This is a genomic window from Deltaproteobacteria bacterium (genome assembly GCA_016218975.1).
Classification (GTDB): domain Bacteria; phylum Desulfobacterota; class Deferrimicrobia; order Deferrimicrobiales; family Deferrimicrobiaceae; genus JAENIX01.
Map to the genome: position 1 here is coordinate 1 of JACRCO010000075.1, position 13,490 is coordinate 13,490.

14 protein-coding genes are annotated in these 13,490 nt (G+C 58.8%); 1 reads left to right on the forward strand and 13 read right to left on the reverse strand.

Annotated elements, in window-relative coordinates; all coding sequences use genetic code 11:
- Window positions 1-471 (forward strand): GNAT family N-acetyltransferase (locus tag HY896_11210; protein ID MBI5576917.1); only part of this gene is annotated, 471 nt, incomplete at its 5' end.
- A 27-nt stretch (window positions 472-498) separates the two neighbouring features.
- On the opposite strand, the gene HY896_11215 is transcribed toward HY896_11210, so the two are convergent.
- From HY896_11215 to HY896_11275, 13 genes are all read right to left on the reverse strand, one after another.
- Complete coding sequence (locus HY896_11215) at window positions 499-1,404, reverse strand: FkbM family methyltransferase (GenBank protein ID MBI5576918.1); 906 nt, start codon at window positions 1,402-1,404, stop codon at window positions 499-501.
- Complete coding sequence (locus HY896_11220) at window positions 1,401-2,309, reverse strand: NAD-dependent epimerase/dehydratase family protein (GenBank protein ID MBI5576919.1); 909 nt, start codon at window positions 2,307-2,309, stop codon at window positions 1,401-1,403. Before HY896_11220 ends, HY896_11215 begins: the two co-directional genes overlap by 4 nt.
- Before the next feature lie 3 nt (window positions 2,310-2,312).
- On the reverse strand, window positions 2,313-3,515 hold the full coding sequence (locus HY896_11225) for a class I SAM-dependent methyltransferase (GenBank protein MBI5576920.1): 1,203 nt from the start codon (window positions 3,513-3,515) through the stop codon (window positions 2,313-2,315).
- A complete protein-coding gene (locus HY896_11230; GenBank protein ID MBI5576921.1) occupies window positions 3,512-4,216 on the reverse strand; it encodes a nucleotidyltransferase family protein in 705 nt (234 codons plus the stop codon). The genes HY896_11225 and HY896_11230 overlap by 4 nt, the downstream gene beginning before the upstream one ends.
- Window positions 4,213-5,697, reverse strand: coding sequence for an adenylyltransferase/cytidyltransferase family protein (locus HY896_11235; GenBank protein MBI5576922.1), 1,485 nt, complete (start codon window positions 5,695-5,697; stop codon window positions 4,213-4,215). Before HY896_11235 ends, HY896_11230 begins: the two co-directional genes overlap by 4 nt.
- Window positions 5,694-6,971: a hypothetical protein gene (locus HY896_11240; protein ID MBI5576923.1), complete on the reverse strand. Its 1,278-nt coding sequence runs from the start codon at window positions 6,969-6,971 to the stop codon at window positions 5,694-5,696. Before HY896_11240 ends, HY896_11235 begins: the two co-directional genes overlap by 4 nt.
- 22 nt (window positions 6,972-6,993) lie before the next feature.
- Window positions 6,994-8,181: an NAD(P)-binding protein gene (locus HY896_11245; protein MBI5576924.1), complete on the reverse strand. Its 1,188-nt coding sequence runs from the start codon at window positions 8,179-8,181 to the stop codon at window positions 6,994-6,996.
- Window positions 8,178-9,248, reverse strand: coding sequence for a radical SAM protein (locus HY896_11250; protein MBI5576925.1), 1,071 nt, complete (start codon window positions 9,246-9,248; stop codon window positions 8,178-8,180). The genes HY896_11245 and HY896_11250 overlap by 4 nt, the downstream gene beginning before the upstream one ends.
- A gap of 19 nt (window positions 9,249-9,267) precedes the next feature.
- On the reverse strand, window positions 9,268-10,314 hold the full coding sequence (locus tag HY896_11255) for a zinc-binding dehydrogenase (GenBank protein MBI5576926.1): 1,047 nt from the start codon (window positions 10,312-10,314) through the stop codon (window positions 9,268-9,270).
- Complete coding sequence (locus HY896_11260; GenBank protein MBI5576927.1) at window positions 10,311-11,009, reverse strand: class I SAM-dependent methyltransferase; 699 nt, start codon at window positions 11,007-11,009, stop codon at window positions 10,311-10,313. The genes HY896_11255 and HY896_11260 overlap by 4 nt, the downstream gene beginning before the upstream one ends.
- Entirely contained in the window at window positions 11,006-11,767 is a 762-nt protein-coding gene (locus HY896_11265) for an SDR family oxidoreductase (protein ID MBI5576928.1), read from the reverse strand. Before HY896_11265 ends, HY896_11260 begins: the two co-directional genes overlap by 4 nt.
- 30 nt (window positions 11,768-11,797) lie before the next feature.
- Window positions 11,798-12,868 carry an alpha-ketoacid dehydrogenase subunit beta gene (locus HY896_11270; protein MBI5576929.1) on the reverse strand — a complete coding sequence of 357 codons (1,071 nt, stop codon included), beginning with the start codon at window positions 12,866-12,868 and terminating at the stop codon, window positions 11,798-11,800.
- A gap of 13 nt (window positions 12,869-12,881) precedes the next feature.
- Window positions 12,882-13,490: thiamine pyrophosphate-dependent dehydrogenase E1 component subunit alpha (locus HY896_11275; GenBank protein MBI5576930.1), on the reverse strand; the 609-nt coding region annotated here is incomplete at its 5' end.

The window sequence follows — 13,490 nt, forward strand, 5'->3', positions numbered from 1 at the left end:
CCTGTCGCAGGGAAGGATTGGATCGCGGAGGAATACGGCGCTCCGGTCCCGTGCGGCGAACTGGAAGCCCTTGCGATCCGGGCGGGGACCTACTCCCGTTTCAAGGCCGACCCCAGGATGCCCGAGGGGAAATGCGCCGAGTTGTACAAAATGTGGATCCGCAACTCCGTGAACCGGAACATTGCCGACTCCGTCCTGGTGATCCGCGGCTCGGGCATCATTGCCGGGATGGTTACTCTCGGAGAAAAACAGGGACGCGGCGATATCGGGCTGCTCGCGGTTGCGACCGGCATGCAGGGGAGAAATGTCGGGGTTTCCCTCGTCCGCGCCGCCCAGGTGTGGGCCCGCGGGAAGGGATACCGGCTCGCACAGGTCGTGACGCAGGGGGAAAACGTTCCGGCTTGCAGGCTATACGAAAAGTGCGGCTACCGGATCGACAGGATCGAAAACTTTTTCCATTTCTGGATCTGAACCGGCTCCGTATCCCGCGCGGGCGGCTCAAGCCCGCCCGATGCCGCGCAGGAATCTCTTCCCCTTGAATCGAATCCGTTTCCACCGCGACGATTTCTTCCCCAGGATCAACGGGTCACCTTCCGTATCGAGACCGTAACGCCTGACGAGCTTTTCCAGCCGAATATTGATATACCGCTGATCCGTCGAATCCTCGAAATCGACCCGGAATCCCATGTTTTCCATGTGTCGTTCGATCAAGGACCGGGTTGAATTGGTCGAATCAACGTCGATCCCGTGGTGGTGCTTCGGGGCCGTCCTGCCGGACTCGACCGTAACGTAAACCGCTTTTCGTATCGATTCGCCTGCGCTCACCAACACGTTGAAATCGTGGCCTTCGGTATCCACCTTGATTTCCTCGATGAATTCGAACCGGTCGGGGACGGCGGCGATGATCTCGCTCAACGGGATCGCCGGCACGTCCGCCACTCGGTACCCGCCGGAAGGGTGCGATTCGGAGGGGACGTGAAGCGAGGAGGTGCCGAACACCTTGTACTGCCTGTTCTCTCCGGCCAACTGGGCGTCGGTGAGGTAAAAAGGCAAACTGGCGTATCTACGGACATCGCTTATGGCGCACCTCACGAGTATGAACCTGGAACCGAGAGTGGCCACGTTCACGCCGTTGTGCCTTATGAGCTGCCCGTCGATGACCAGCCGCTTCACTTCAGGGAGCAGTTCGGACCCGTGAATCAGCTCGTCGTAACACCTCGGGTCCGCCTCGATGCCGATGGACCCGCGGTCTTTATGGAGATCGAGAAACCATGCGCTGTGGGAAGCGTGGGTCGAAAGACCCACATCGATCCTGACGATTTTCACCGAATCCGGGAATACGAACTTCCCGTCTTTCAGCGCGGTTTCCGGGTATACCAGATTCGAAAGATGCCCATCGCTCATTTCATGGCCTTCGTGAACCATTCGACGGTTTTTCCTATCCCGTATTCGAGGGGCGTAAGTTCGATGCCCGGCAAAAGATTCTTCAGCAGCGTCACGTCAAGGCATTTGGACTTCGCCCCAACGTAGCGGGATGCATCGTATCGTATCCTGGAAACGTCGTACCCGGCCTTGACGCATATGATCTCCGCGAACCGGCGGATGGTGAACTCCTCGCCTGCGCCTATGTTGATCAGCCGGTTCTCTTCCTGCCCGGTCAGCTTGATCATGATGTCCACGAAATCGTCGATGAACACCAGCTCCCTGCGCTGATGCCCGTCCCCCCACAGGACTACCGGTTCACCGTACAGCTTCCCCCTGAGGATTTTGCGTATCAGGTCGAAGATGAAGTGCATCTGCCGGCCGTCGGTATGATATCCAGGCCCGTATAGCGTCGACGGAACAAGGCAAAGGTATTTGAGACCGAACTGCCTGTTCAACGCGAGCAGACCCGCATAGAGCATCCGCTTCGTCATCGCGTAGGTGAACAGGCTTTCGATCGGGGTCCCGACAAGGTAGTTCTCCTCCTTCAATTCCATGTCGGGGGCGTAGGCGCAGCTTGTCCCCATGCAGATCAGCTTCGCCTGCGGCTGGGATTTCCACCACCACTCGATGACGTTGGTGTTGATCTGCTGGTTGATGACCCACTGCTCCCCGGGATGGTGTATGCAGAAGTCCCCGGCCTGCGTCCAGGCTGCGAGATGGAAAATGCGGTCGTAAGAAGGGTGATCGAGAGCCGGGAGGGAATCCCTGCGGATCAGGTCGCAGTTTTTGGAGTGAACCTTCGTCACCCGGTGCCCCCCGGCCTCCAGCCGGGAGCACAGGGCGGTTCCGAGGAAGCCGGTTGCGCCCGTGACCAGGATGTTCATCGATCAGGCCTCCGGGGGATCCACGGGGAAGAAGAATTCGACCCCCTTGTCGATGAGATGCCGGTTGTTCGCAAGGATCTCCTTCTTGAAATTCCAGGCGAGGACGTAATAGATGTCCGGGATCTCGCCCAATTCCCTTTCGATCACGATCGGGATATGCATCCCGGGGGAATAGAGACCCCGGCGCAGCTCGTTCTTCTCGACCAGGACATCGATGTATTGCGTGCCGACGCCGAAATAATTGAGAAGCGTGTTCCCCTTGACCGGCGCCCCCATGCCGAAGATCTTTTTCCCCAGCCGCCTGGCGTTTCCCAGGTAGGCCAGGTTCTCGTCCTTCATCCGCCGGATGCGCTCGGCGAACCGGGCGTAGGCTCCGTATTCGTTCGAACCGGATTCCGCCTCGGCTTTCCCAAGCGCAATCAGCCGGTCCGAAGGAGCGCGCTTCCCCTTGTGGGAAACGAACCCGATCATCGAGCCGCCGTGGATCGGCGCAAGATACGCGTCGAACATGGAGAGGCCGTGCCGGTTGAGGAGCACCTCGATCGTCCGGAGGTTATAGTAAAGCAGGTGCTCGTGGTAGATCTGGTCGAACGCCCCGTTTTCCACGATGCGTTTCATGTAGAGGAACTGCACGACGAACACGCCTTCGTCACGCAACGCCTTTCGGATGCCTTCGGTTACGGAATGAAGCTCCTCCAGGTGGAAAAACACACCGGCGGCGTTGATCACATCGAACGTCCTGCCGAGCCGGCCGGCGGTGTCCAGGTTGAAGAAAGCGTTCAGCGTGGGCACTCCCGAGTCGTTCGCGATTTTCGCCGTGGTCTTCGACGATTCGACGCCGAGCGCGTCATACCCCAGCGCCTGGAAATGCTTCAGCTGCGTCCCGTCGTTGGAACCGATGTCGAGGACCGACTTCGCCTTCTCATCCCTGAAGAACGTCGCATCGACCTGCTGCGCCACGGACCGGAAATGCTCGCTCAGGGACTTCGTCACGCCGGACAGGTAGGTGTGGTCCCCGAACATGATCTCCTTTTTAACCGTGTAGTCGAGCTGGGCTGTCGAGCAGCCGCGGCAATAGACGACGCGCAGCGGATAAAAGGGCTCTTTCCCCACTTCCTCCTTCGTGAGGAAGTGGTTGCACCACGGGTGGTTGCCGAGGTCGATCGCCGGTTCCAGTTCGGTGGAATCGCAGACGCGGCAGATCATGGAATAAAAAGTTCCTCCTTTTCGGCGGCCTCGTAGCTTTCCATGGTACCGATATCCCTGTGGTATACGTCGTTGTGAAAGGTATGTATCCGGCCTGCGTAACGGGGCAGCACCTCGGTGCTGAAATCGATCGTTTCCCTGCCGAGAGTTTCAAGAAAATCGAAAATCGAAGGTTCAAGAATATAGACGGCGCCGTTCGCCAGGTTTCCCGGCGGGTTCGGAACCTTTTCATGGAATCCCCGCACGACACCGCGCTCGTCCAATTCCACGATGCCGCAGGATTCCGGGGTGGGAGTGCGAAAGGTCATCATGGTCATTTCACATCCGGACGGCCGCATTTCGTGGCGTTCGATGAACGCGGATACGTCGAACCTGGAAAGGTTGTCTGCGTGCACCAGCATCATCGGCTCACGCCCGAAGAACGCCCGGTTGCGCAATAGAGTCCCCGCGGTACCAAGCAGTTCCTTTTCGTACACCGTTGAAACGATCTCCCGGAAGCCGCTCGTTTCGATGTAGCCCCGGACCTTCTCCGCCAGGTAATGGAGGTTGACGAGGATGGGGAAAACGCCGGCATCGTGCAGCATCGACAGCCAGTATTCCAGCAGGGGCTTTCCACGGATCGGGACGAGGCATTTCGGAACGGTGTCGGTCAGGGGCTTAAGGCGGGTTCCCATGCCCGCGGCAAGGAGCAATGCTTTCAAATCCGGATTTCCGCCATCAGTTCGTCCGTCGACAGGGGGATGTTCCCGAGGCGCCCGACCTGGCATGCCGCCGCCAGCGACCCGAGATACATGCTCCGCCAGATATCGGCGCCTACCGCCATGGCCATGGAAGCGCAGATCAGCAGGGAGTCCCCGGCTCCCGCCACGTCCTTGGGCGCCGAATTCAAGGCCGGCAGGCGATCGGTCAGGTGGGGGTTCACCTCGTTGATTTCCGCGTGAATGAGCGTTCCCTCGGACCCCAGCGTGATCACAACGTTCCTCGCGTGGGACTTCTCCTTCAATTTCTCCGCAAGAACCACCAGGCCCGAGTCGAAATCGCGGACCGCCAGCCTGGCCTCCCTCTCCGTCGGAGTGATCAGCGACATGTTCCGGAAACGGGAGATGTCGCCCGTCTGCGAAGAGGATTGGCTGTCCGCCGCCATCATGATGCCCCGCCGGGAGCATTCGTCGACGATCTCGTTCACCAGCGGCTGGGTCAGGCAGCCGTAATTGAAGTCGGCGAAGATGAGAAGGTCCGTATCGTCAAGGGCCGCCTTGATGTCCCGGAGCATCCGGTTCCTCAGGTCCCCGTTGATCGCATGCTGGCGGAGATGACTTACGCGAAGGAGAGTTTTCATTCCGGCCCTGTAGCGCTGCTTGAGGGACGTCGGCCGGCTCTCGTCCTCGTACAACCGGGGCTCGACGCCGTACAGGTCGATGAACCGCTTGGCGTGCGCGGCCGTATCGTCCCTGCCGACGACGGAAAAGAATCGAACCTTCGCTCCCAGCCCCCGCGCATGGGCGGCCACGATGCCGGCCCCTCCGATGAACTTTTCCTGCGAAACCGGGGTGACCACGATAGTCGGGTCCTCCTGCGACATCCCCAGCGGGTCGCAGGCGATATATTCGTCCACGATCGTGTCGCCGACCACGCAGACCCTTAGTTTGCCCATCCGGTCCAGGACCGCAGCCAGTTCCTTCGCATCGATGCCGTGCCGCGCAAGGAAGTCGAGCGGCTTCCGGATCGTGGAAAAATCCAGTTCCTTCCATTCCCGTTTCATCAGGTCTACGGAGGAAAAGCTGATGTCCCCCGAGCCGAAGAGGATCTTCCCTCCGTATTTTTCGACCGCCGCGGTTTCCGGATTGAAAAGCTCTTCATGCTCCTTGCCCTTGACCACGAACGCGGGCTTGAGTTCCCCGATGAATTCAGCGGGAACGTCGCGCAGGATGAACCCGTAATCCACCCAGCTTATCGACTGTATCCCCTCGAGGCGGAGGTTCTCGGGAAGATGAGCGCCGTCGTGCCTCGCGTCGCGCACCCCCACCACGAGGTAATCCCCGCATTCCCGCGCGAAACGCAGCAGCCGGAGGTGGCCGGGATGGATGATGTTGAAGTTTCCCGAAACGAACACGACCCGCTTCCCGCTTGTCGAGTCGCGAATAACGTTCAGGGCTTTAAGGGAATCGGCATGAAGGGTCATTGCGGTTTCTCGCGGGTAAAGTTGATCTTTCGTATTATCTTTTTGATTTTGTTGTCCATTTTATCCGCTTTTTGCTCCGCCGCCCAGACCGCATTCACCGCCGACTCGTACAACGTCTGTCGCCTGGCGCCTCCGCTTCCTTCGCTTTCGGCTCGGCGAGGATGAGTCAGGCCGTGCCTGTTTTCCAGTTTCGCAAGAAGGTCCATCGCCTTCGAGCACGAGTTTGGGTAATCCATGCAGTAGGGCTTGAGAAGGTCTTCGTCCCGGCTGTAATACAGGAAATGGTGCACCTGATACAGGAACGCGGTGTCTTCCGGGTGCTCGAGGTTATACCTTGCGATGTCGGGCGAAGACCAGCCCGCTTTCATGATCGCGGTATCGATCCCCGTAAAGGTCTGCTGCCCCCAGAACAGCGGCACCGGCGGCATCAGGTTTCGGGGCCGTATGCTTTCTATGAACAGGGTGAACCCGGAAATGCCGATCAACACGGCGTCCGCCCTGGCGCAATAATAGGAAGAAAGGATGTATTGGAGCGCGGCGTTGTATTCCTTCAACCGATGAAGCAATTCCCTCCGGTTGATATATCTAGTTAGGTACCTGACTCTCGGGTGGCGGTAATATTTCCAGCTCAACGGGTCCCCGGCCAGGACGATAATGGAATCCTCGTAAGCGTCGAGCAGATCGAACAGCAATCTTTCGTTCAGAGCCCCGTAATCCGCCAGGTGCCGGTCATGCGGATCGTCCGTCCGTTTGTGGATGACGACGACCGGTCTTCGTTCCGGGTTCATCTCCGCGCCGATTCCGGCAAGAAATTCCTCGCACCGATCGTTCAGTTCGAGATCGTCGATATAAATGCCGTGTTCGTAAACCGCCTTGCAGGTATAGGCCACCAGGTCAAGGTTGAAGGCATTCAAATCCCGGGAATAGCCCAGGTTCACCTCCGGCGGATTGTGCCCCCTGTAGCGGTAGTGGTTGGTGAACAGATCGTACCCTTTCGCGATCCGGTTTATTTCCCCCTCGTCCCCGGCGACCAGGAACTCGTCGATCCATTCGGGCCGCCGGAAATAATTCCCCTGCGGCTGGCAGTAAGGAAATATATAGGACAGGCTCACCGGTTCGTCGATGCGCACGCCGTCGATGGGATGATGGAACCCGGTTTTCAGCCTGTTGCAGACGTGCCAGAGATATTTGCCGGGAAAATAATGGGCGACGTTGTCGCCGGAGAACCTGTTCGCCGGGTGGTCGAAAATCGGGGCGACGAGAATTCTTTTCATCCTTTACGATGCCGCACCCCGTTCAGTTGCCGGAGCCGGACCTGGTTTTTATAATTTCGAGGTCGCCAAGGTTGAAGAATTCCTTCTCCATCCCGTCAGCGGATTTTCCGGTGATCTTCCGGTACGTCGCGAAACACTGGGATATCGTCTGCTCGATGGTCGAATACCTGTACGTACCGAGCCTGCCGATCGAATACACGTTTTCCGACAGGTCGGAAAGGTATTCCCTTGCCCTTTCGAGTTGCTCCTTGATCATGTATGGGTATAGCTTATTGCTTTTCGAAGGGAATTCCATGACCAGAAGGGTGTCTTCCGCTTCGTGGAAGGTAAGCTTCTTGTATTCCACTATCCTGGTGTACGGCTCGTCCTGCGTGTAGTGGCAGAACCGGATGTCGCCTGGGAACACCTGCCTGCAAGGAAGCACGAAGACGACAAAGTCCCTTCCCGCGTAAAGCAGCTCCCCGCGGCTGCCGCCGCAAAGCTCCTCGAGCGGGATGCTGCTTACGAGGACATCCCCTTTCAACGTGGTGCCGTCCGATATCTTTACCGTCCGGTTCTTCAAGTCGATGCCGGATACGTTTTCGTTGAACAGGACGGTGGCCGCGGCGCTCGTTTTTTCGAAATAGGTGTTGTAGCCGTCCTTCGCGACCGGGTACGCGATGATGGACCCCTTGTAACACTCCTTGCTGCCCGACTCGATCACCTTGTCTTTCGCGGACCAACTGAAGGTGTCCAGCTCCTTGTTGCTGTCGATGAGCCACATCTTCCTTGAATATCGGTTCACGAACATCTCGTAAAGGGTCGGTCCGACCTTGTTGATCCAGTATTCCTCGAAATCCTCCGGCTTTTTCCCGGGATCGGTCTCCGCCAGCTCCTTGCGGATCTTGTCGCTCCGCTTCATCTTCGGGATGTCGTCCTCGTGGATCGGGTAGGCATAGAACTGGCCGTCCTGCTCCACGTAACTCAGGAGGTAATGGGGGAACCGGCGCATCTTCACGAACGAATCCACCCAGCGAAAGATCTTCTCGCTGTATCCGTAGTACGGGCGGGGCCCCTTCGTATACGGGTGCCCGCCGTAGAAAAACGTCCGGCATCCGCCCCCGAGCACGCCTTCCTTCTCGAGGATCGTGCAATCCCATCCTTCCCGGCCCAGGAGATGCGCCATGGTGCATCCGGAAAATCCCCCGCCGAGAATCAAGGCTTTCTTCATCGATCCCCCCCGTGGCACTGACGGCAGAATGCGGGAGGCGGATTTTTTCCCTTCACGCGCTCCCGGAACCCTGTGTAATCTTCGAACCAGATCTTTTTGAAATCGCCGTATTCTCCGAAATCGACGACTTCCTGATTGGCGATGTAGCAGCATGGAATGATATGGCCGTCGGTGGTGACGTAAATCCTGCCGAAAGGGATCTGGCAGAAGGCGTTTCCCGGAAAGCCAGGATGGAACCAGAAAAACATCTTGATCCCCGCTTCCCTGGCAAGGCCTGCGATCCGCCGGATATCTTCTTCCGTATAGGAAAAATCGGCCGCCTCGGCGTTGGTTCCTTCCCTCCCGTAATTGTGCATGGCGAAGCTCAAGGCCATCTCCTTGAACCCCAGATCGGCGAAGAAACGGGGAAAATCGAAAAATTGATGCAGGTTCCCCTTCTGAAGGACCGCCCAGGCCCTGACCGTGGTTTTCCTGGCCTTGTTGTTGTAAGCGTTGATCAGCCGGCAGTTGGCCATGATCCTTTCAAGGTCGCCTCCGATCCGTATGGCTTCGTAGACCTCGGATGTGCAACCGTCGATCGAAATGTTCACGTCGTGGACCCTGCTGTCGACCAGCTTGCGGTAATTGTCCCCCACGTGAAGCAGCGAACCGTTCGTCGTCGTCCGCACCCAGAGCAATTTCTTCTTCGCGTAGTCGATCATCCTGAAGAAATCCTTGTTCAGCAAGGGCTCGCCGACGCCCTGGATCTTCACCTCCATCAACCCGTACTGCTCGTCCAGGATCCGCCGGAAGGCCTCGAACGTCATGTCCGGCCGTTTCGCGTTCATGGAGCCCGTGATGCACATGGAGCACCGGTAATTGCACCGCTGCGTCGGCTCGATATCCATGACCATGGGAAGATAATCCACGGAGGGGCTGAATTTGGCGGCCTTGTACTTCAGCAGGTTTATCGCCCTTCGGGGATGCAGGAGAAGCCCGGCCGCGTAATAGGCCTTGTAATAAAGCTGATTTGGCTTCGGAGTGTCGATGTTGACATTTCTTATGGCTTCCTTGAGCTTATCCATCATCCATCCCGGAGCTGCGATTTCACCGCTTACCACTGTTCATCTCGATCAGCACCCGCACGATCTTTCCGCTTTCAAGGTCGTCGATCGCCCGGTTTATTTCCTCGAGCGGATACCGGTCGCTGATCAATTTCTCCAACGGAAGTCTGCCATCGCGGTAAAGCCCCGCGAACAATGGAATGTCCGTGTCCGGCCGGGAGGAGCCCCCCCAACTGCCTTCGATCCTCCTGCCGCTTATCAGGTCGTGGGGATCGAGCCCGATTTTTTCCCCCGTCCGCGGGTGGGAGGCGAAAACGCACAACCCGCCGAACTTCCTCACCGAACGGAAGGCGTCCTCGATCGTCCGGCTCAGGCCCGCGGATTCCACGCTGTAGTCGACCCCGCGATTCCCCGTGATACCCAGGATTTCCGCGACAGGGTCCTTCCGTGCCGCATTAACGCCATGGGTCGCGCCCAATTCCCTTGCAAGCGCAATTTTCCCCTCGTCCACGTCCACCGCTATCACCGCAGAGCATTCGTAGATCATCGTGGCCATCAGGGCGCTGATGCCGATCCCGCCCAGCCCGAAAATGGCCATGGTGCTGCCTTTCTCCGGTCGGATCCGGTTCATGACGATGCCCGCGCCGGTCGGGACGGCGCACCCGAATAAAACGGCGACATCCAGTGGGACGTAATCCGGAATACTGACGCAGCGATTTTCCGAAACCACAGCATGATCGCTGAATGTCGTGACCCCGCCGGCGTTGATCACTTCATTTCCATATCTATATTTGGCGCCCGGCGCATCGATCCCTTCCCCCTTGATCCATCCCAGGACCACCCTGTCTTCCGGCGCGACTTTCGTCACTCCGTCACCCGTTTCCATCACGGTCCCGGCGCCCTCGTGCCCCAGCATGTGGGGAAGATACGGGTCCTCCCCCCTTCCCCCGCGCACCTCCATGAGCTGGCTGCGGCACACGCCGCTGTAAGCGATCCGGACCAGGACCTGCCCGCGATTCAATGCAGGTATGGGAATATCGTCCAGGATTCTCAATGGAGCGTTCAAGCGATACAGCACGGCGGCCTTCATGCCGCGGAACCTTTTCGTATCCCCGTGCATAACGCGAACAGGTAGTGAGCCATCGGAGAATATCCGGTATGAACAACTTCATCGTTCATGGAAAAAAGGAAGACGTTTTCGAAAACCTTGGAAGCGGCGTCTCTCAGCGAATCGGCGGATTTCAGATTGATATGCCCTTCCCGGCTCCAGACCGATGCATGCGCGGACGCCGCGATATTCGGCGTACCGACGATGAAAGGGGCGTCTTTCTTCAAAACCCCGGATACGTTTTTCCAGTAGCGGGCTTCCTTCGCCGGATCGATATGCTCGATCAGGTCGAGGGAGCAGGCTGCGTCGAACGACCCCTTCGGCGCCTTTTCCGTTATATCGAGAATGGAAAAGGAACAGGACAGCCCTTCCTTTTCCGCATGCATTTTCGCCCAATCGATGAAGATGGGATCGAAATCGATTCCGTGGACATGCCCTACGGTCTGGAGAAGGATGCGCATCCCGAACCCGTCGCCGCAACCCACTTCAAGAACCCTTGATTTGCCCGCAAGGAGTTTCGAACAGAATTTGTATCTCGACATCAGGAACAGGAGCCTCCTGGGATCGGAGCGCCACGTGTGGCTTGCGGTCGGCCCCATTTCGACGGGCCCGAGTTTTCCCAGGTTATCCACCTGGATCTGGTATTGGGGCTCCTTGCTGCCGCCCTTCCGTTTCAACGGGAGCCTCCGTCGACAGGCAGAACGTCCCCGCAGAAAAACGATGCCTGTTCCGAGGATAAAAATACCGCGAGCGATGCGATCTCTTCGGGCCTTGCGAATCTACCGATGGCGATTTTGCCGTTCAGGAATTCCGCGGCTTGCGAGGGGTTGTCACGCGATCTTTTTTCCCAATCACTTCCTTCGTACAGGATCGCCCCCGGCATGATCCCGCACGCCACGACACCATGCGGGGCCAGGACCGCTCCCAGGTTTTTCACATAGGCGTTCAGGGCCGCCTTCACCGTGCCGTAGGGCAACGAGCCATGATTCAGGACCGCCGCGACGGACGATACGTGGACGATCCTCCCCCAGCCCCTCTCCTTCATTTTAGGTATGAGCCGGCGGTTGATATCGATCGCGATTTCCAGGTTGAGCCTCCAGACCTTCCGCCAATCGGACACGCCGCACAGAGGATCCCCCACCTGGAGTGTCCCGCCCAGGTTGTGGATCAGGATATCGATGCGGTTTATTCCCATTTCTTCCAACCGGGCCACCAACGCTTCCGGCGAGCCGTCGGGCACCAGGTCCATTGAAATCCCCCGGTGCCCGTTCGCTTCTCCGCCCATCGCCTCCACCGTTCGTTCGATCGCGGAAGCGCTCCTGGCGACGATCGCGACCCTTGCGCCCTCCCGGGCGAGACCGAGAGCGATCGCCCTGCCCAGGCCCCTGCTTCCCCCGACGACAAGAGCGCTCTTTTCCGTCAACCCAAGATTCATTTCCCGCTCATCCTCCGCCCCGCCGAACGGTCAGAAAGGGCCCTTGAACCAGTCGCCCGGCACGTCGTGCGGGTTCCTGCGGCTTTTGACTATCGGTTCCGTGTCGACGGGCCGTCCGAGCATCGTGCCGATCTTCGCCGCGATGTGTTCCGCCCGCGGGTAATATTTTTCCGCCAGCGCAGGGCTGGTCGGGGTCGGATAGTCCGGCAGGGCAATCCTTCCCGGCGGGCACTTCAATGCCCCGAACAGTTCCATGCCGACCCTGGCGACGATCTCCCCGGCCACGGAAAGCGTTTCGTTCGCCGTGTCCAGCACCAGGATCCGGCCGGTCTTTTTCACGGACCGGAAGATCGTGTCCCAGTCGATCGGGTTGATCGAGCGCAGGTCGATCAGGTCGCAGCCGATTCCCGCTTCACGAAGCGAATCCATGGCGTGAAGCGCCTCGACGGTCATGTATGAAAGCGAGACGATGGTCAGGTCCGCGCCCGAAGCAATGAGATGCGCCTTGTCCAGAGGGACCCTGTAATCCCCTGCGGGAACGTCTCCTTCGATGTTGTGCAGCCAGCGGTGCTCAAGGAAGATCACCGGGTTCTCGTCGAAGATCGCGGACAGAAGGAGCCCTTTCGCGTCGTAGGCGGTGGTGGGCATCACCGCTTTCAGACCCGGGATGTGGGCGAACCACGCCTGAAGGCTCTGGGAATGCTGCGGCCCCTGCCCCCAGCCCCTTCCGATGATCAAGCGGATAGTAATCGGGACGGACTTCTTCCCTCCGAACATGTATGACCATTTCGCGGCGTTGTTCACGAGCTGGTCCACGGCAAGAAGGAAAAAATCGAGCCTCTGGTGGCACATGACCGGCCGGATGCCGTTCAGGGAAGCGCCGATGGCGATGCCGGTCATCGCGTTTTCGGAGGTGGGCATGTCGAACACCCGCCGCGGGCCGAATTTTTCAGCCAGTCCCGCGGTCGTGCCGAACACGCGCTTCGGATCGTCCGTCCCGAGCCCGAACGTGACCACGTTTCCGTCCATCTCCATGGCGACCGCCAGGGCCTCGTTCACCGCTTTCCAGAAGGGGATGATCCTCGCTCCCGCCACGTTCATCGCCTCCCGCCGCTCACTTGCCGTACAGGTCGGTGAAGATTTCCGACGGAGACGGAAACGGAGAGGATTCCGCGAAACGGAAGGCGTCGGCGACTTCCCGTTCGATGACGGAATCCATTTCCGCGATCTCCACCTCCGGAACGACAAACCCTTTCTTCACTGCGTTCTCGAAGAGTACGATCGGGTCCCTCTCCTTCCAGCGTAAAAATTCCTCTTCTGTGCGGTAGCCGATTTCGTTGTCGAAATTGGGGCCGCAATGCTCCCGCCAGCGATACGTGGCGAACTCGAGAAAGCGCGGGCCATCTCCCGCCCGGACGGAACGGATCGCGCCGGATACCTTTGCATGCACCTCCATCACGTCGTTGCCGTCGCCCGAATCGCTCTCCACCCCGATGCTTCTCACAAGTTCGGAGATCCTCCTGCCTGCCGGCTGCCGGACGGACAAGGGGGAATACACCGAGTAGAGGTTGTTTTCGCAGATGTACAGCACCGGAAGGTTTTTCAGCGCCGCGAAGTTGATCGATTCGTAGAACACGCCTTCCTCCACGGCTCCGTCGCCGAGAAACACGCAGCTCACCTGGTCGGTACCGTGGAGAGAGATGGAAAAGCCGAGCCCGGTGCC

Excerpts from the sequence above, each read along its gene's own strand:
- HY896_11220 (MBI5576919.1), bottom strand. The coding sequence starts at position 2,309 with ATGAACATCCTGGTCACGGGCGCAACCGGCTTCCTCGGAACCGCCCTG.
- HY896_11235 (MBI5576922.1), bottom strand. The coding sequence starts at position 5,697 with ATGACCCTTCATGCCGATTCCCTTAAAGCCCTGAACGTTATTCGCGAC.
- HY896_11265 (MBI5576928.1), bottom strand. The coding sequence starts at position 11,767 with ATGAATCTTGGGTTGACGGAAAAGAGCGCTCTTGTCGTCGGGGGAAGC.
- HY896_11250 (MBI5576925.1), bottom strand. The coding sequence starts at position 9,248 with ATGATGGATAAGCTCAAGGAAGCCATAAGAAATGTCAACATCGACACT.
- HY896_11240 (MBI5576923.1), bottom strand. The coding sequence starts at position 6,971 with ATGAAAAGAATTCTCGTCGCCCCGATTTTCGACCACCCGGCGAACAGG.
- HY896_11245 (MBI5576924.1), bottom strand. The coding sequence starts at position 8,181 with ATGAAGAAAGCCTTGATTCTCGGCGGGGGATTTTCCGGATGCACCATG.
- HY896_11215 (MBI5576918.1), bottom strand. The coding sequence starts at position 1,404 with ATGAGCGATGGGCATCTTTCGAATCTGGTATACCCGGAAACCGCGCTG.
- HY896_11225 (MBI5576920.1), bottom strand. The coding sequence starts at position 3,515 with ATGATCTGCCGCGTCTGCGATTCCACCGAACTGGAACCGGCGATCGAC.
- HY896_11255 (MBI5576926.1), bottom strand. The coding sequence starts at position 10,314 with ATGAAGGCCGCCGTGCTGTATCGCTTGAACGCTCCATTGAGAATCCTG.
- HY896_11270 (MBI5576929.1), bottom strand. The coding sequence starts at position 12,868 with ATGAACGTGGCGGGAGCGAGGATCATCCCCTTCTGGAAAGCGGTGAAC.